Below are 18029 nucleotides of genomic sequence, written 5' to 3' on the forward strand. Positions count from 1 at the left end.
TCTTTTTAATTATAGGAATGAGAAGGAAGCGCATTTAAAAAAATCTGCAATAGCTCATTTACCGAAGTCTCTATATTGGAACGTTGCTCAGCTGCAAGCCAATCCTCTTGAATGATGATGTAGCTGCAGGAGCTGCTTTTTAAATAGCTGTATATTATTTGTGCTTCGTCAATTTCATGGCGGCCGATCGCTGCCGGGGTCTGATTGGGTTCACTGTGAAAAGTGGTCATAATCGCTGACTTTATTGCCGCTTGCAGGTGGGTGATATCCGGTTGATCATATTGTAGCTTGGTATGGGACAGGATATGGTTGCCCTTGAGCAGAATGAGTTTAAGCGTCTGTTCATTCATGGCCTCAAGAACTGCAATATTCTGATTCTCTTGAGCGAATTCGATGACCTTCTCTTTGTGAATCAGGAAGCTAACAGCTCCAATATAATCCCTGTATTTGGCGGCGGTTTCGAAGTCATAGTGCTCCGCGGCCACTGCCATCCGTTGCTCCATTTCCTCGAGGATGCTGGAATCTGAGCCGTTTAGTAAGCCAATGACCCGATCAATAATTTTATTATATTGAACAGCGGCATCTCCGCCTGCACACATCCCAATGCATAGGCCAAGCGAATGGTTTAGGCATAGGGAATTTTTAAAGCTAGGGTTGCTGCAAAGGATTTTTGAGCTTTCTTTAATGCCTTGCACTGCCCGTTCCACCGTGCTTCTGCTTGTATAGGGACCCAAAACCTGAGTGCCTTCTTTGACCGCAGGATCATAGGTAATCTCTAACGAACGTATTTTTTCATCCGCTCCTATTACGATATAGGTATAAGCCTGCGGATTTTTCATTTTTTTATTGTACATGGGTTTGATCTCTTTAATTAATTTGCATTCCAGCATAAAGGCTTCGAATTCTGTATCCGTAAGGATGATTTCCAGATCTTTAATATTTCTTACAAGCTGCTTAACCTTTGGGGAATGAGATTTTGAGTTTTGAAAATAAGATTGGACTCTCCGTTTTAACTGTTTTGCCTTGCCAACATATATAATATGACCGAGATTATCCTTCATGAGATAAACACCGGGAGTTAGGGGAAGGCTTTTAAGTTTTTCTGTTAAATGAATGATAACCCCGCCCTCTCATAAGAGTTGTATGATTGATAGTTTTAGTATAAGCTTGCAACCTTCATTTGTTCAAATCAGTCTAAAGAGTGAAGGATCGAAGCTAAGGAGGGATCTTATGTACTTCGCAAAAAAAATCGGTGGGCTGGCGCTGATAGCAGCAATGTTATGGCTTACAGCATGTAGCGGAACGCCAGAAGCAGGGACGGAGCCGAAGCAGACGCCAGAGCATTCACAAGAGCAGACGCCAGTGCAGACGCAAAAGCCGATACCCGAGCAGGCACCAGAGCAGACGGAAAAGCAGACGCCAGAGCAGACATCAACTGCACAGTCAGCGGCTACTACGGAATCACCACAGGAGACTGAGACATCAAGTACGGGGCAGCCGCAGGATCTAGAGGGATTACCGCCATCAGTTGAGGAAGCAGCGACGACGGTTATAAGGTCAATTAAAAACAAGGATATGAAGCAATTAGCGGCATGGGTACATCGGGATAAAGGGCTACGTTTCTCTCCATATGCATACGTGGATACAAAAAATGATCTTGTATTCACCCGGGAGGAAGTAGAAGGATTAATGAATGACTCTACCAAAAGAGTCTGGCGAACATTTGCTGGCTCCGGTGATTTAATCGAGCTGACATTCGCAGATTACTACAAGCGGTTTGTTTATGATGCGGACTTCATTCAGAAGGCCGAAATTGCTGTGAACAAGGGGCTTGGGCAAGGGACGACGATCAATAACTTAAACGAAGTGTATCCTAAGGAGCAATATGATTTCGTTGAATATCATATTGCTGGTATCGATCCTTCTGTCGAGGGAATGGATTGGCGCAGCCTGCGTCTAGTCTTCGAAAAGATCGGAGAAGACCATGCATTAGTCGGCATTATTCATGATCAATGGACGCCTTAGCTTACGGACCCAGATGACGCTATTATGGACGCCTTAGCTTATGGACCCAGATGATGCTATTATGGACGCCTTAGCTTACGGACTCAGATGGCGCTATTATGGACGCTGTTTGCCTGCTTCAACTTATTATTCACGTCCGTTGGTATACGCTGATCCTTACGGACCCAAATGACGTTATTCGCGTGTTTTTAGCGATTAGAGCACAGTTTCGGACTCCAGTGCAACTATTCATTACAAAAAGGCACATTTATGGTACTTTTTGTGCCGATAGCGACGATGGAGTCCTTTAGTAGTCCAAATGTGCGATTATACTGCGAATAAGGTCATCTGGGTCCGATAGCTACTGCAACCCCATCCGCTGCAAATCCTTCTGATGCACACCTAGTTGTTGCAACCTAGTTGTTGCACACCTAACTGCTGCACACCTAGTTACTGAACACCTAGTTACTGCATACCTAGTTACTGAACACCTAGTTACTGCATACCTAACTGCTACACACCCATCTGCTACGTTCGCATACCGCAAACATTGGAGCATCGCTGACCTGTATTTTGTTTTTGGCTACCTGCTTTAGCGGATTTTCATATCCATTGATATACGCTGAGCCTAACGGACCCAGATGACGCTATTCGCGTGTTTTTAGCGATTAGGGCATAGTTTCGGACTCCAGTGCAGCTATTCATTAGAAAAAGGCATATCTATGGTGCTTTTTGTGCCAATAGCGACGGTGGAGTCCGATAGTATCGTGAAATTGGCATTTTTCTGCGAATAAGGTCATCTGGGTCCGATAGAAGCTACGTCCGTGCAAATATGATCTAATCGCTCGAAGTTTGATGTTCATCCCGTCAAGTAGCCTCTTGCACACAAAAATGATCTAATCCCTGGAAGTTTGATGTTCATCCCCGTCAAGTAGCTTCATGCACACAAAAATGATCTAATCGCTCGAAGTTTGATGTTCATCCCCATCAAGTAGCTTCATGCACACAAATATGATCTAATCTCGCGAAGTTTGATGTTCATCCCCGTCAAGTAGCTTTATGCACACAAAAATGATCTAATCGCTCGAAGTCTGATGTTCATCACTGCTAAGTAATCAGCATTTCTGAGCCTGAGTTAGCTTGCGAACCCAGCGACGTTATTTGCAAATTTATTGCGATTGGAGCACAGTTCGGGCCCAGTGCAGCTAGTCGTTAGAAATAGGCCCATATTGGATGTTTTTTAAGACAATAGCAATTATGTAGTTCGATAGCGGCTGCATCCGTTACCTTATCATTCGGAGTTTGGAGTTGGGATAAAGGGGGAAGGAACAACAAGGGATGCTTCAGTAGCCATATGATGGCTTTTGAGGCATCCCTTATTTGTTTATAAAAATGAACTTAGATACCTGAGGAAAGGGAAGAGAGGCGAAGGGGAACTTTGGGACTGTAGGAGCGATAGCAACCGCTGCTAAGATTTCCATGGGAAAGCCATCTTCGTAAGCATAAGCTTCTCCGTATCTCAGCCGTCATAAACGGTAGCTGGAAATCCAAATATTCACCGCAGCTGCGACTGACTCTTAACTCTAAAACCCTCAAGTTCAATTTATATTATTGTGCCGCGCTAGACGAATAAGAGGCGGAGCCAGTTACAGGTTGAGCGATAGCTTTGTATCCATCTGGCAGATAAGTGGCAACAGATGCTTTTGTGATCACCTGCGCGTACATTTTCCCTGGTTCAGGAGCAGTCACGTTAAAGTAAATCACAGCTGTATTGTCTTTACCAAATTCGATTCGCTCAATCACCAGCCCATACCCGGGGTTAGGTAGATTATTAACGGTAAGGGTGGCTTTATTTACGCCTTCACCCGCTTTGGTCAACGTAACCTCTGTTTCGTAGGTTGGAGTAGTGGGACTGCCATTAGATACAATTACACGTTTAGCAAAAGCGGCTGCATCATAGATCAGAGCGGCTGCTTCAGAGCGGGTAATAGCATCATTTGGCCGGAAATTACCGTTCTTATCGAGTGTGGCAATATGTGTATTCAGCAGAATCTGGAGACTATTTATAACCTCAGTAGAGAGTTTATCGCCATCCTTAATATCTACATACATCAGCGTAACAGGGAAGTTACCTTTACTTTGCAGCGCTTGCGTCAATAAGTGCGCGAACTGAGCACGGGTGATGGTTCCGTTAGGATCCACTGTCCGGTCGAGTGAAAGGCCATTTTGCTTGGCAGTCAGGAAAGCCGAAGCATACCAGGCCTTGTCGTTCACTTTATCAAAATAATCACTCGCTTTGGAAGAACTACTACCTGCCGCTGGTTGCGGAGTCAGATTCAGACCCCCAACGATGAATTGTATCCCTTGCGCAAAGCTTACTTTAGATTTAGGAGCAAACTTATCTTTGTCTACTCCGTTTATAATCCCCTCTTTATGCAAAGAGTTGATTTTTGCTTCCGCAGGATCACCTTTCAAATCTGAAAAAGCAAAAGCGGATGCCCCAAAAGACACACTCGCTGCCAAAATGCCGCAGGCTATAGTCATTTTTTTAGCGTTATTTATGAATAATGGTTTTTTCATTTGCGTCACCTCCATACTCTTAGATGGTAGATTAGACCAAAATGTTGCATAGAATTTAAAATATTATAACGGTTCAAGTAAAATATTATCCACGCAGTAGCGATTCGGCACCATCTATATAAATTTCAGTTCCCGTCACATGAAAAGATTCATCCGATGCGAGAAATAATACCAGATTGGCAACCTGCTCAGGCTTACCTGGTGCATTTTCCAGCGGATGATTACCTTCCGGAAATTCCACAGGAATCTTCACTTCTTGAAGATCATCGCTTTTATACGTATTATCTCCAATTTGTGTATCGATTGATCCAGGACAGATGGCATTTACACGGATGCCGTATTGCGCCAGCTCTAGTGCAGCCATTTTCATAAAAGCAACTTGTCCTGCCTTGGAAGATGAGTAAGCGGAAGCGCCAATGTTCGAGAATACTCGGTTGCCGTTAATGGAGCTGGTGATAATGATGCTGCCGCCATTTTCTTTCATGTGGGGGATGGCGTATTTTACTGTGGCAAAGGTGCTGCGTAGGTTGGTATTCAGTGTCTGGTCCCAATCTTCGATTTCTAGTGTTTCGATGGGAGACCATGTACCATTAATGCCAGCATTGGCAAAAATAATATCAATCTTCTGGGCCGCCTCCCCAACCTTACGAATACTTTCTTCGACCAGACCTGGATTGGAGACATCGCATTCAATTACTGTTGCTGTACCGCCAATAGATTCAATCTCACGTTTAGTTTCATAGGAATCCTCGGGAGTGCGGTCAAGCATATATACCTTAGCTCCCTGTTGGGCAAACCGTATCGCTGTAGCTTTTCCAATACCGGAACCAGCACCTGTAACCACTGCAACTTTATCCTGTAAACGTTTATCTGTCATGATGAATTTCCTCCTCGGCGTTAAATTTCTTATATTAGTAATTACATACCCGGCATAGCTGAATCTAACCATTTGAACTGGAGGGTGGAACAACGTGGATGGATATATTACTATGGAACATAAGGATGTAAATAATATAAATTCACATAAATTTAGATAAATCTAGCTCATGATAGGGGAACTATAGATGATTCAGCAGCAGGGAGCAGAACGGATTAATGTGGGGATATTTGCCCATGTGGACGCCGGGAAGACAACAACAACGGAGCATATTTTGTATGAAAGCGGTCGCATTCGAGCGCTTGGCAGCGTAGATACGGGGACGGCATTGACGGATTCTATGGATGTGGAGCGGCAGCGGGGGATATCCGTACGGGCGGCATTGGCTTCTTTTGCTTGGAAAGGTGTGCAGATTAATCTGGTCGATACCCCGGGGCACGTCGATTTTCTGTCCGAAGTTGAGCGGTCTTTGCGGGTGATGGATTGTGCGGTGCTTGTTCTTTCAGCCGTGGAGGGTGTGCAGGCCCAAAGCGAGATGATCTGGAACGCGCTGCGCAAGCTGGGAATCCCCACACTTATTTTTGTGAACAAAATGGATCGTGTAGGTGCTGACCCTGAAGCTGTGCTGGCAGAGGCGCGAAATTATTTGTCTAGTGATATTATTCCAGTTCAGCAACCCATCGGCAAAGAGAAGGAGTACATAGGAGCAAGAGATTTATGGGAGAATGAAGCTGATGCTAACAAGCGAACAGAATTATTAGAGGCTTTAGCTGAACGGGACGAAGAGCTGTTGGAGAAGTATATGTCAGGTAGTCCGATTGATTTGGCTGAATGGAAAAAATATATGAAAACAGCCGCCTCATCAGGTCGCTTTTTTCCGATGGTTTATGGCGTCGCCGCCAAGGGGCTTGGGATTACTGCCTTGCTGGATGCGATGGTTGAGTATTTTCCGCGCGCTGGTGGGAATGTGGAGGGTCCGGTGTCAGGCATCGTATACAATATTCAACGTGATAAAAGTATGGGACGGATGGCGTTTGTCCGCCTGTATGAAGGGACGATCCGTAACCGCGATACGCTGATGAATTATACGCAGGATATTCAGGGAAAAGTGACCCAGATCCGCAAGGTCGAAGGTGGTCGGACCGAGGATGTCGGAGCGCTTGAAGCGGGAGATATTGCTGTTATCTATGGTCTTTCCGGGGTGCGCATCGGAGATGTGCTCGGCCATCCGGGGGCCATTCCGGAGGAGGCGAAGCTGGCTGTACCTCTGCTAACGGTGCGTGTATTCTGGGAGCCAGATATGGATGACCATAAGGTTATCGGGGCGCTGCAGGAGCTGGCGGATGAAGATCCGCTTTTGGATGCGCAGTGGCTGCAGGATGAGCGGGAGCTACATATCAAAGTAATGGGACCGATTCAGCTGGAGATTCTGAACAGTGTTCTGGAGGAGCGATATGCGCTGAAGGTTACTTTCGGTCAGCCTTCTGTCATTTATAAAGAAACGCCAGCCCGTGCAGGGGAAGGTTTTATCGCCTATACGATGCCGAAACCGTGCTGGGCGATTTTGCGGTTTCAGATTGAGCCTGGACCTCCGGGCAGTGGTTTAGTCTACGATTCGATAGTGCGGAGTTCCGATCTGCTGCCGCAATACCAGAGCGAAACCGCACGCCGTGTACCGGAAGCCTTGCAGCAGGGTTTGTATGGCTGGGAGGTTACCGACCTTAAAGTGACCTTGACCGAGGGACAGCATCATGTATGGCATACCCATCCGCTGGATTTTGCTGTGGCGACTCCGATGGGAATTATGGACGGACTCGCTCGGGTAGGCACTAAGCTTCTGGAGCCGATTCTGCAGGTTCGCATCGTGGTCCCTGAGGAGAATGGCGGCCGGGTGATGAACGACCTCGTGCAGATGCGCGGCACGTTCGAGCCTCCCGTGCTGCAAGGCGAACGGATGATTATCGAAGGACGTTTGCCGCTGGCAACGTCACTCGATTATCCTGTCAGCTTAAGCTCCTACACGAAGGGGCGCAGCACGTTTACTTCTTTTTTTGCCGGCTATGAAGAATGTCCACCAGACGTATCTGCTGAGCGCACCCGCCGGGGCGTGAACCCACTTGATCAGGCGAAATATATATTAAGCGTGCGAAAGGCACTGCAAGGGTAAATTGAGGTAGAAGGACTATTGAGACTAATAGGCAGGGTGAAGACAAAGGAGCGTGTCATCGATGTTAGTACTAAGATATACTCAGAAATTATTAAAAGATATGAAAGTAGCTCCAGTAGAAGTAGAAGACATCTCCTCCTTTTTTAGTTGGCATGTGAATATTATGCAACTCAGAAAAAAACATATTTTATTTGTACATGATGCAAGCCGGTTATGTATATTATTGGATGGAATAAGAAGCGGTCAAGCTGATAAATTGGTTGAAAAGTTCAGAATAGAACTTAAGGAGTATTTATTGCAGGAGGGTTTTAAGAAGCAGCTCATAAATCAGTATTTATTAGAGGCCGGAGAAATCACTATATCCCGTACAAATAATAAAAGTGTACTTGGAACAATGAATGAAATAACACTATACAATTCGGTAGCTCAAAGTGATTTCAGCAGCTTGCTTGAGAGGAATAAGTGGTTGAACACTATTATATATAAACCTATTGATTATAAAGAGCCCATTAATGTCTTTAGAGAATCCTTAAATAGTTACTATTCATAAGCAAGTACTGTCAATCTTGGACTAGCTGAAGCTTTTATCGGAAATCTGAGGGGGAAATAAATTGAAGATTAGAGAAGCAACAGCTAGTGATATAGACGGGATCGCTGTTGTCCACGCTGCGAGTTGGAAAACCACGTACAGAGGGCTAATTTCGGACGAGTTTCTCGATAAAATCACCGTGGAAGCAAGAAGAAAGCTCTGGATTCGGAATTTTGAAAACCCCAATAAAGACGAGGTTATGTATGTGGCCGAAGATGGGGCTGGGACGATTATTGGTTTTGCAAATGGTGGTGCGCGAAGAGGGTCAGATCTCTCTGATCTCTATGATGCGGAGCTATATGCACTCTATTTGCTTAAGGAACAGCAAGGAAAGGGTCTTGGAAGGCAACTCATAAGAAGCGTAGCACAGAATTTATTGGAGAAAAATTATAGCTCGTTCATGACTTGGGTGGTAACAGGAAATCCCGCGATTCATTTCTACCACAAAGTGGGTGGGCAATCTGTTGCGACAAAAGAAGTGAAGATTAGGAATGAGATTGTTGAAGAGATCATGATCGGGTGGAGGGATATTGGGACTGTTGGGGATTAAGAGCCAAGGGGAGCGATGTGCAGAAGCCTTTAACTGTATTTTGTACAACTATAATCCTGCAAATAACCCGCCAAAGGATATAACTGTATTTCGTACATCTATTTTTGTGATTTATTACTCTATGGGCACATTTTCTAGTTTTTAAGTGTACAGAATACAATTAAAGTCCTGATGATCCCCTTTGGATGCGGAATAAGTGTATGAAATGCAGTTATTTTACGAGTTCATTAAGCTCTGCCAGCCTTTTTCCACTTGCCCATAATCTGCCGTAGCAAGCCACCGCAAACCGGAGTATCGTTGCTACAACCGCCTATTCCCCCTCAGACTCAGCCTTCTTCCGCGCTCGGAAGCGCCGCACCTTCATAAGGTTGCCACAAGCTTTGTCATCGCAGTACCGCTTGGAGCGGTTGCGTGTATCATCATAATAGACCCAGAGGCAATCGGGATTCTCGCAGATGCGGAATCTTATGGGTTCTTTTTCAAGCAATGCCTCTGCAAAAGACGCCGCAATCTCCGCCAGCACCTGCTCCCAACCGCTATGGATTGGCAACAGCTTTATTTCCGCTTGCTCGTCGCTTTTCCATACAATTCGCCGTGTAACAGGACCCTTGTCCAAATAGATATTGAGCTGTTCAAGCATTTCTCCATACACCGAGTTTCCTTGCACAATAGCCTGTACCCAGTTCCATAGTAGTGAGCGAAGCTTTTTAAGCTGCGCCATTTCTATCGTGTTCGGCATCTGTGTTTCTAAAAGAGAATACTCCTTCAGCCATTTAAAAACCCATTCTTCTTCATCGAGCCTGTCCCGATCTTTATTCTTATCTCCTGTTCGCCAATCCCGCCAGTAGCTGTTAATGAAATCCTCCCACAACACGGTCTGTTCATCCTTTCCGATTCAACGCTCATTACAAATCATTGTAACAGTTAAAAATAAGTTTAGCTAGTTACTTGAATACAATCTGGAAATATGCTACATTTCTTTTGTAACCACTATATTATGGTTTAAGTAGTTACATATTAGTTCGCTTTGAAGTAGTTCTTTTTGAAGCTACACCATGAAGTTTATGCTTACACAAATTTTTAGGAGGTTGAACATGCAAAATAAAATCAGTGAGGTCTTGCTCCAAAATTGGGATTATTGCATGGATATCGAGGATTGGGCTCCGCCGCTTAGCGATGCGCTGGAAGGTGTGGATAGCAAACAGGCTCTCTGGAAGCCAGAGGGTGGGGCGGCCAATTCTATCTGGGAAACGGTTAACCATCTAACTTATTATAAGGTGCGTTTGCTGCGAAAGCTAAAGGGGTTGCCCAAACAACCCGATGCTGAAAGCAACGATGATACCTTTACTGTAACAGCTGAAGGAGAAGAAGCATGGGCGAAAGCCGTTGCAGACCTGAAGGACGTGCATGCTGCTCTTAGAGAAATCATTGAAGCGTTGGAAGAAGGCGCGTATGATTGGGGCGGTTCGGGTCATGCGCCAGGGGAAGAAGTAATGAGCCTTATCCTACACGATTCTTACCATACTGGACAAATTATTATGCTGCGTAAATTGCAGGGTTCTTGGGTGTCCAACCGTAGTTTTAATTAGAACCTCCACATTTAAAAATACAAGCCGTACACTGCTATTCCGGTATACCCGGGTCAGCGGAGGTACGGTTTTTTTTTGTGCAACTCTGGTAGGCACGAGTATATATTCTATATTGTTTTTTTTGGTTGATTTGGATAAATTAAAACGCGATATGGATATGGGCTCAGAAACTAATCACTGATATCATATAATCCAAAGGCTGAATTAACAAATAACTAGAGCTGCAGATGATTCCTGAAGATTTAAGGGTCATCTTTTTTGATGAGGAATCAAGTTTATCAGGCGGAAGGGAGTGTAAAGATTGACGAGGTTTGGACAGTTAAACACATTGCGTAATCAAATTTTCCTGGGTTTTATGTTTGTCATGGTGATCGTACTAGCCACGGTTGGTTTTTTTATGTACGGGCAAGTTTCGGTTCTATTACGCAATAGTGCGGAGAAGCACATTGAACAGACTGCAGTTCAGGCAACGGGCAAATTGGATGTACTGATCCGGCAGATTAATACGTTGACGGCGCAAGTGGCAACCAACGCCTCCATTCAGCGATTGCTCGCTCAAGAGGCTGAAGGAAAGCCGATCAGCTTCGCCGAACGTCAAACCATCCAGCAGGAAGTACGTAAATATGAGGCGTATGCGACAGGGATTCGTTCCATTGAGCTGTATGCAGGTGATTATCAGAAATTACTTTCGGTTGATGACGCCAGCCTGAACAATCGAGTATCCGAAGAATGGATCAGCCGGGTGGACGAGGGCAAAGGACGTCTCGTATGGTTTGGACTTGACCCGCGGAATTCGGATATCGTCATTGCGATTCGTAATATTAGGCTGATTGATCATTCATTCACGAAAGCTGGCTATATTATGGTTCAAATTGAGAAAAGTTACTTCCAGCTTACGGATGAGGTGGACAGCTCACAGGCGGAAACGCGTGAATTAATGAGATTATTTGATGAAGCGGGACGGCAAATTTCTTCCGATTTTTCCGTAAATGTCAATGCAAATAAGATACTGGATCATGGAGGAGAAAAGGTTGAGGTTGGCGGAGAAGACTACATTGTAATTCAGAAGCAGTCCAAGGCAACAGGTTGGAGGCTAGTAATCCTTACTCCAGTTGACTATACGACAGAGGGGATATCTGTCCTTCGTACAGCGATCATCGTATCCGGTGTTGTTGGCAGTTTATTGTTTCTCATCTTTACTTTTATTTTATCCACGATGATTACACGGCCCATACTGAATTTGATAAAAGTGATGCGCGGTTCACGATTTGGAACCTTGAAACCGATTTCAGTCACTTCTACCACTATGGAGATCAATGAGCTCAATAATACTTACAACCAGATGGTTCACTCTCTGAATGAACTAATTGAAGTCGTCTATCAGAAGGAGATCGTCCAGAGTCGCACAGAATTAAAGGCACTTCAGGCTCAAATCAATCCGCACTTTCTATTTAACACATTAGAAGCATTCTACTGGGCCCTCGATGAAAAAGGTGAGGAGGAATTAGCTCAAATTGTGGTTGATATGTCGGGGCTTTTTCGTTATGTCATCAATCGAACTGATGATGATGAATGGGTGACTATCGGCGATGAGCTCGACCATGCCGAAAGATATTTGAAGATTATGGAGATGCGTATGCTCGACAGGTTATCCTGGCGGATTGAGTCAGATGAAGCTTGCCGAAGTGTCCCGCTACCGAAGCTGTTAATCCAGCCTCTGGTCGAAAATGCGATTCTTCATGGCGTAGAGCAAAGGGTTGGACCGGGGACAGTCATGCTAATTGTCAGACCTTCAAGTCGTCCGGGATATACATTGGTTACGGTAACTGACGATGGTCCAGGGATGGATGCAGCAAAGATATCGTCTATCTATCACACCATGGAGAAGGGGAGCATGAGGTCTTCCAAAGGGACTGGGATTGGTATTGCTAATATAGAGCGGAGACTGAAACTCAGTTACGTAGACAATACGGACGGGCTTGAAATACGAAGTGAAGAAGGTTATGGAACTAGCATCTCTTTTGAAATACCGAATGAACCTGGAGAGGGGAAAAACACGTGAAAACTATACTCATCGTAGATGATGAACCGAGAACAAGAGAAGGGGTTCGTAAAACATTAGAAGCCTGGTCATCCGGTCAATATCGCATCGAAACCGCAGCAAGCGGTGTTGAGGCACTGGCATGGCTGCAAAATAACGAAGTTAATCTGCTTATTACCGATGTGCGCATGCCTGAGATTGGAGGGCTAGAATTAGTTGAAAAGCTGAACGAAATGCCTCATTCTCCAGTGGTTATTGTGATCTCCGGGCATCCTGAATTTGACTATGCACAGAAAGCCTTGCAGTTTGGTGTAGTTGAATATTTACTGAAGCCACTCGACAAAACGAAGCTGGTCCGAGCAGTGGAATTAGCATTGAAACGCAAGGATGATATTTATCGAATCGAACAAATGGAGAAGCTGATCGATCCCAAGCTTATGGAAACGGTACAGCAGGAGAAAGTGTATAGCACTCAAGTGCGTGAGGCACTCCAATACTTAGACGAACATCTTCACGAATCGATATCCATGCGTGATATAGCGGATCAATTACACATGAATGCCAGCTATTTCAGCGTCCTTTTCAAAGAGCAGACGGGACTGACTTACAGTGAATATGTAACGAGAAGGAGAGTACAACGAGCCAAAGAACTACTGGTGAGCACACGGTTGTCTATTGCTGAAATCGCGGAACAAGTAGGCTATCAAACAGCCAAATATTTTGTGAAGGTATTTCGTGCACTCGAAAATGTTAGTCCAGGGCAATACCGGCAGAACGTCATGACCACGGAGGAAAGAATCCAATAATAGTGGTATTAGTCCCAATCCTTATGACCTTACGACATCATGGGATCCAAGCTACAATCTAGTTAAGCGGTTACAAGGCCGCTAGACAACAATAGAAAAGGGGTTGTAAGCGTGCGCAATAAAAAATGGACAATATTGTTCTTAACGATGTGCCTCGTTCTTGTCACAGCTGGTTGTGGTCAAAAAGATAACAATGCAGGTGAATCTAAAGGTAGTGCAAATGGGGGAAGCGACAAAGTCACCGTTAACTTCATGCATTTATGGCCAGAAGGTGTTTCTGCCGGACAAAATAAAATTGTTAATCAAATCATTAAAGAATATCAAACAGAGCATCCCAATGTTGTAATCAAGCAAGAGGTTCTGGACAACGAGCAATACAAAAATAAGTTGAAGGTATTATCTGCTTCTAACGAATTGCCAGACGTTGGGGTAACTTGGGCCGCTGGCTTTTTGCAGCCTTACGTTGAAGGAAATCTGTTCGCACCTGTAGATGACTTGTTGAATGGTGAATTAAAAGACAAGTTCGTCGCAGGAACTACAGAGGCTTATGCTATTAACGATAAAACGTATGCGCTTCCACTTGAGTTTAACATCGCACCTATCTACTACAATAAAGCTATTTTTGAAAAGTATAATCTTGAGGTTCCACAAACCTACGATCAGTTTAAGCAAGTTGTAAAAACACTATCTGATGGGGGCATTGCACCGATTGCTCTCGGCAATAAGGATCGCTGGACAGGATCGCTTTGGTATATGTATCTGGCTGATCGGATCGCAGGCCAACAGGCACTTGCAGGTGCGATCAGTGGATCAGGCTCATTTATGGATGAAGGATTAGTAAAGGCGGCATCAGAGGTCCAATCACTTGTAGACAGCAATGCATTTGTTAAGGGATTCAACGGTTTATCAAATGAAGAGGCAAAATCAGAGTTCGTAAATGGCAAGGCGGCAATGTACATGATGGGATCATGGGATCTGCCAAACTTCACAACGAATGAAGAAATTCCACTGGAATTCCGTAATAGTGTTGGTTTCTTCAAATTCCCGACAGTGGAAGGCGGGAAGGGAGACATTAACAGCTGGGTAGGTGGACCAGGTGTAGGATTATTTGTTGCTGAGAATTCTGAGGTAAAAGAAGAAGCAAAATTATTCGTCGAGTATTTCGTATCCAAATGGGGAGAGCAATCCGTAACTGGAGCAGGCGTTATTCCAGCTACGAAGGTGGACACCGCCACACTGGATCTACCACAGCTCTACATCGATTTGTTTAACGAAATGAACAAAGCTAGCAGCATCACTTTATTCGCAGATGTTCAAATGCGTGCCAATGCAGCAGAAACGCATCTGAATATGATCCAGGCTCTTTTTGGCAAAGCGGTGACGCCAGAGAAGTATTCCGAGGAGCATGACGCGGCCATCTCCAAAGGCAACTAAAGCTTCGACAACTAGGCGAAGGGGACAATTAGCTTATCCGGCAGCGTGATGCCGGATAAGCCTTTCCTCAAACGGTTTATGAAGGAAAGGAGTCGGACACTTTGGATAAAGTGATGTCTAACAAAAAAATAATCGCGTTATATGTATTTCCCGCCTTGCTTCTAATTCTGGCTATTGTATATATTCCGATTGTTCTAACGGGTTATTATGGACTGAATAAATGGAATGGCATAGGTGCTCTGACTTTTATCGGATTTGATAACTATAAAGCTTTGCTAACAGACCAAACCTTCTGGAATAGTGCTTGGCATTCTCTGCAGTTAGCGTTGTTTTCTACCCTAAGTCTCATTATTTATTTGGCAATTGCTATGGTATTAGCCGCCCGGATCAAGGGAGCTAACTTGTTTCGCAAAATATATCTGATTCCGATGCTGCTATCGTCCGTTGCGATTGCGCAGCTTTGGCTAAGAATTTATCATCCGACGAACGGAATTGTGAACAGCTTATTAGTATCCATTGGTTTTGCTAATCCTCCTGCATGGCTTGCAGAGCCTACATTAGTTTTGTTTGCTTTATTTATTCCCATTCTGTGGCAATATGCTGGTTTCTATATTCTGATCTATTACGCAGCACTCAAGAATATCCCGACCTCTCTGGAAGAGGCAGCAAAGATTGACGGAGCCTCTGCCTTACAAATCGCTTGGAAAATAAAGCTTCCACTCGCAATGGAAGTCATTAAAGTTACGATTGTTCTGGCCGTTGTAGGTTCTCTGAAGTATTTTGACTTAATCTTTGTTATGACGGATGGAGGTCCTAATGGCTCTAGTGAAGTGATGGCGTCTTATATGTATCATCAGGCTTTTCGGGCTTATGATTTTGGCTACGGGAGCGCAATTGGTTTCTTCCTGCTCGTCATCTGTCTCGTCATTACTTGGGTCATTCGCAAATTAACTGCTACGAAAGATTCGATCCAATACTCATAAGGAGGGGCGCTTCATGATGTCTGGAACTGCAGGAAGGCTAGAAATCGGGCCAAAGCCAGGCGGCGCAGGTGCGGAGATCACACGTAAATTAGGCTACTCATTGCTATATATCGTGTTGATTGCCGTTGCTGTTCTGCAATTGTTTCCGCTTGTATGGCTGCTGTTTTTCTCATTAAAAAATAATCAGGAAGTGTTCAACCTTCCTGCTCTATCGTTGCCGATGAATCCTCATTGGGAGAATTACGCGAAGGTCTGGAATGTAGGGAACATCAACGTGTATTTCTTCAACAGCGTATGGATTACCATCGTGGCTACGGTGTTAACGGTTATCTTCGGGAGCTTGGTTACGTATGCAGTTACCAGAATGAAATGGAAGGGAAGCTCGTTCGTACTGGGATTGTTTATGGTAGCGATGATGATTCCTGTTCACTCCACGCTTATTCCGTTATTTAGTATATTCAATAAGATTGGCTTAACGGATCACCCTTTGTCACTTATTTTGTCTTATGTCGCTTTTAACATGCCGATAACGATTATGATTTTGCTGGGCTTCTATTACGCACTGCCACGCGAAGTGGAAGAGGCTGCAGTAATTGATGGTTGTTCCGTGAACAGAATGTTTTTTAGAATTATACTTCCTATGACAAGCTCGGTGATCGCGACTACAGCCATTATTAATATGATCTATAACTGGAACGAATTTATTTTTGTAAACACATTTATTAGTTCTGATTCTTACAAGACGCTGACCGTGGGGGTGCAAAACTTCATTGGTCAATATACGACGGATTGGGGTGCGATCGGGGCAACGCTTATGATCAGTATTTTGCCTATTCTGATTACATTCCTGTTCCTCAGTAACCGTATCGTTGAGGGAATTGCGGCGGGTTCGGTTAAAGGGTAAGTAGAAAGAAGACCTGAATTTCTCAGCTCGAAAAGCTGAAGAGAATTCCGGTCTTTTTTTTAATCCAATCTAGAATTTTGATTCAATCTTGAAAGCCTCGGGTTAATGGAGGCTATCAAAGATGAACATTCGAAAGGAGAGATTGCTGATGGAACCGGGCTATAAGGATAGAAGTGTTGAGGTGGAGCATAGGGAGGTACAACGGAAATCGGATTCCAGCGTTGTCGCATCTACCTTTATTAAATATGCTGCTTACATTATTATATTTTTTGGTTTTCTGTTCTTTTTGGTTAAATATGTATTTCCTAAGTTTTAATAAGGATTGATTCTTAAGGCGGAGTCTTATTGTTTCTCTGCGATGATCTTTTTTATTACTGCTATAGTTTCTGGTGCAGCATTCTCCAGCATAAACTCAATTGCAGCGAACTGCCGCATAACGTATCTGTGCTCAAGCTTTTCTAAAGGGTTGAAAAAGCCTTCTGGATAATCGATAATCTTCAGATCCCGCTCCGTGACCTGTCCTATGTATTCAAAGGCGTATTCGAATGTACCTTCCGAAATATATAAATCGACGATTTCTTCAATTCGCTTGCGATCAATATGATCCACGACAGTTAGATAATTAGGTGCACTCCAGTAGGCCCCATTTAGACAAGCACCACTTTGGATGTAGTCTTGTCGGATCGCTTCGATGTTCTTGAAGGTGTAGAAATCCGATGCCCAGCGGGAGCGGTCAGGGAATGTGACTATGACATAGAGATTATAATTATCCTCTTCCTCAGTCTCACTTTCCGGAGACAGCTGTATATGTCTTGTTCTACTGATCATGATTATAAGTCCCCTTTCTTAACAAAAGCGGATACCGTCTTTTTAAAAGACGGTATCCGCTGCTTTAAATATGACCTAGATCTTAATCATCCGAGGCTATAACTTCATCTCATTACTCGATTCCGCAGAATTACGATAAAAGAACCAGCACTCATTCAGCAGCTTGATCTGACGGCGGTCTTTTTTGTAATAAGCTTTCATTAGCTGATGGCAGAGCCACTGTGGCAAGCGAATCCCTCCTCTAACAACTTACGTAAGTTAGAATATGGAGAAATAAGCCTAAAGGTGCGGATTACAGTAGGCTTTCTGCTTCCTCTTCGTACCACTGCTCCAATTGAGCCTGTAGTGCTCGTATCTCAGTAAGCAGGGAGATCAGTGGGTAGTTCTTCTGCTCTTGAACAGAGGCGAAGGCTTGTTCCAATCTATTGATATAATCCAGACCGGACTCCAGGGAGTAATCCTCACGTAACAGATCCAGCGAATCGCACTCGGCGATGGCTAAGGGCAGATCCGGAACATTATCGGCTGTCAGCTTGTCGATTTCTTTGTTCAGGCGTAAATTGAGCGCACTTAGTTGGTACGCATATTCCTCAGGCATTTCCACGAATTGTAATTCTTGATTTTGCTGCAAAATTACATACCGCATTTTCGGCATTGTTCATTCTCCCTCCGTACTT

Annotated in this window: 18 protein-coding genes; 11 read left to right on the top strand and 7 right to left on the bottom strand. The window is 44.3% G+C overall.

All coding sequences use genetic code 11. From position 1 onward, the window contains the following. Window positions 1-5 precede the first annotated feature (5 nt). Window positions 6-1061, bottom strand: a complete 1056-nt coding sequence (locus tag MHB37_RS05525) for a GIY-YIG nuclease family protein (RefSeq protein WP_405169024.1) — start codon at window positions 1059-1061, stop codon at window positions 6-8. Between the two features lie 169 nt (window positions 1062-1230). On the opposite strand from MHB37_RS05525, the gene MHB37_RS05530 reads away from it, so the two are divergent. Beyond that, window positions 1231-2025: a hypothetical protein gene (locus MHB37_RS05530; protein ID WP_339246737.1), complete on the top strand. Its 795-nt coding sequence runs from the start codon at window positions 1231-1233 to the stop codon at window positions 2023-2025. A gap of 1587 nt (window positions 2026-3612) precedes the next feature. Here the strand turns inward: MHB37_RS05530 and MHB37_RS05535 are convergent. Further along, complete coding sequence (locus MHB37_RS05535) at window positions 3613-4584, bottom strand: S-layer homology domain-containing protein (protein ID WP_076129528.1); 972 nt, start codon at window positions 4582-4584, stop codon at window positions 3613-3615. Between the two features lie 85 nt (window positions 4585-4669). Then, window positions 4670-5461, bottom strand: coding sequence for an SDR family NAD(P)-dependent oxidoreductase (locus MHB37_RS05540; RefSeq protein WP_339246740.1), 792 nt, complete (start codon window positions 5459-5461; stop codon window positions 4670-4672). Window positions 5462-5648: 187 nt separating this feature from the next. On the opposite strand from MHB37_RS05540, the gene MHB37_RS05545 reads away from it, so the two are divergent. The 3 genes from MHB37_RS05545 (at window position 5649) to MHB37_RS05555 (ending at window position 8767) form a co-directional block, all read left to right on the top strand. Then, entirely contained in the window at window positions 5649-7628 is a 1980-nt protein-coding gene (locus MHB37_RS05545; protein ID WP_076145470.1) for a translation factor GTPase family protein, read from the top strand. 61 nt (window positions 7629-7689) lie between these two features. Further along, entirely contained in the window at window positions 7690-8178 is a 489-nt protein-coding gene (locus MHB37_RS05550; RefSeq protein WP_036686793.1) for a DUF6933 domain-containing protein, read from the top strand. Window positions 8179-8239: 61 nt separating this feature from the next. Further along, window positions 8240-8767, top strand: coding sequence for a GNAT family N-acetyltransferase (locus MHB37_RS05555; RefSeq protein WP_405169025.1), 528 nt, complete (start codon window positions 8240-8242; stop codon window positions 8765-8767). Between the two features lie 310 nt (window positions 8768-9077). Here the strand turns inward: MHB37_RS05555 and MHB37_RS05560 are convergent, their stop codons facing one another. Further along, window positions 9078-9641 (bottom strand): CGNR zinc finger domain-containing protein, encoded by a 564-nt coding sequence (locus tag MHB37_RS05560; RefSeq protein ID WP_405169026.1) that lies wholly within the window; start codon window positions 9639-9641, stop codon window positions 9078-9080. A gap of 220 nt (window positions 9642-9861) precedes the next feature. Here MHB37_RS05560 and MHB37_RS05565 point away from each other — a divergent pair, with 220 nt between their 5' ends. The 7 genes from MHB37_RS05565 (at window position 9862) to MHB37_RS05595 (ending at window position 16840) form a co-directional block, all read left to right on the top strand. Beyond that, complete coding sequence (locus MHB37_RS05565) at window positions 9862-10356, top strand: DinB family protein (protein WP_036686798.1); 495 nt, start codon at window positions 9862-9864, stop codon at window positions 10354-10356. A gap of 301 nt (window positions 10357-10657) precedes the next feature. Continuing rightward, window positions 10658-12418 carry a sensor histidine kinase gene (locus MHB37_RS05570; protein ID WP_038569068.1) on the top strand — a complete coding sequence of 587 codons (1761 nt, stop codon included), beginning with the start codon at window positions 10658-10660 and terminating at the stop codon, window positions 12416-12418. Then, window positions 12415-13203 (top strand): response regulator, encoded by a 789-nt coding sequence (locus MHB37_RS05575; protein WP_339246747.1) that lies wholly within the window; start codon window positions 12415-12417, stop codon window positions 13201-13203. Before MHB37_RS05570 ends, MHB37_RS05575 begins: the two co-directional genes overlap by 4 nt. A 111-nt stretch (window positions 13204-13314) precedes the next feature. Beyond that, window positions 13315-14637, top strand: a complete 1323-nt coding sequence (locus MHB37_RS05580; RefSeq protein WP_038569072.1) for an extracellular solute-binding protein — start codon at window positions 13315-13317, stop codon at window positions 14635-14637. 101 nt (window positions 14638-14738) lie between these two features. Further along, window positions 14739-15620, top strand: coding sequence for a carbohydrate ABC transporter permease (locus tag MHB37_RS05585; protein ID WP_036686803.1), 882 nt, complete (start codon window positions 14739-14741; stop codon window positions 15618-15620). Between the two features lie 13 nt (window positions 15621-15633). Continuing rightward, complete coding sequence (locus MHB37_RS05590) at window positions 15634-16524, top strand: carbohydrate ABC transporter permease (protein ID WP_076129520.1); 891 nt, start codon at window positions 15634-15636, stop codon at window positions 16522-16524. A 121-nt stretch (window positions 16525-16645) separates the two neighbouring features. Continuing rightward, window positions 16646-16840 carry a hypothetical protein gene (locus MHB37_RS05595; RefSeq protein ID WP_036686806.1) on the top strand — a complete coding sequence of 65 codons (195 nt, stop codon included), beginning with the start codon at window positions 16646-16648 and terminating at the stop codon, window positions 16838-16840. 26 nt (window positions 16841-16866) lie between these two features. Here MHB37_RS05595 and MHB37_RS05600 read toward each other — a convergent pair whose 3' ends face one another. From MHB37_RS05600 to MHB37_RS05610, 3 genes are all read right to left on the bottom strand, one after another. After that, entirely contained in the window at window positions 16867-17352 is a 486-nt protein-coding gene (locus MHB37_RS05600) for a hypothetical protein (protein WP_248547872.1), read from the bottom strand. Between the two features lie 96 nt (window positions 17353-17448). Next, on the bottom strand, window positions 17449-17580 hold the full coding sequence (cmpA, locus tag MHB37_RS05605; RefSeq protein ID WP_094903512.1) for a cortex morphogenetic protein CmpA: 132 nt from the start codon (window positions 17578-17580) through the stop codon (window positions 17449-17451). Window positions 17581-17644: 64 nt separating this feature from the next. Next, window positions 17645-18007: a hypothetical protein gene (locus MHB37_RS05610; RefSeq protein WP_036686808.1), complete on the bottom strand. Its 363-nt coding sequence runs from the start codon at window positions 18005-18007 to the stop codon at window positions 17645-17647. Between the last annotated feature and the right edge of the window lie 22 nt (window positions 18008-18029).

Source organism: Paenibacillus sp. FSL H3-0286 (assembly GCF_045040705.1).
In the GTDB taxonomy this organism is placed as follows: Bacteria; Bacillota; Bacilli; order Paenibacillales; family Paenibacillaceae; genus Paenibacillus_AQ; species Paenibacillus_AQ odorifer.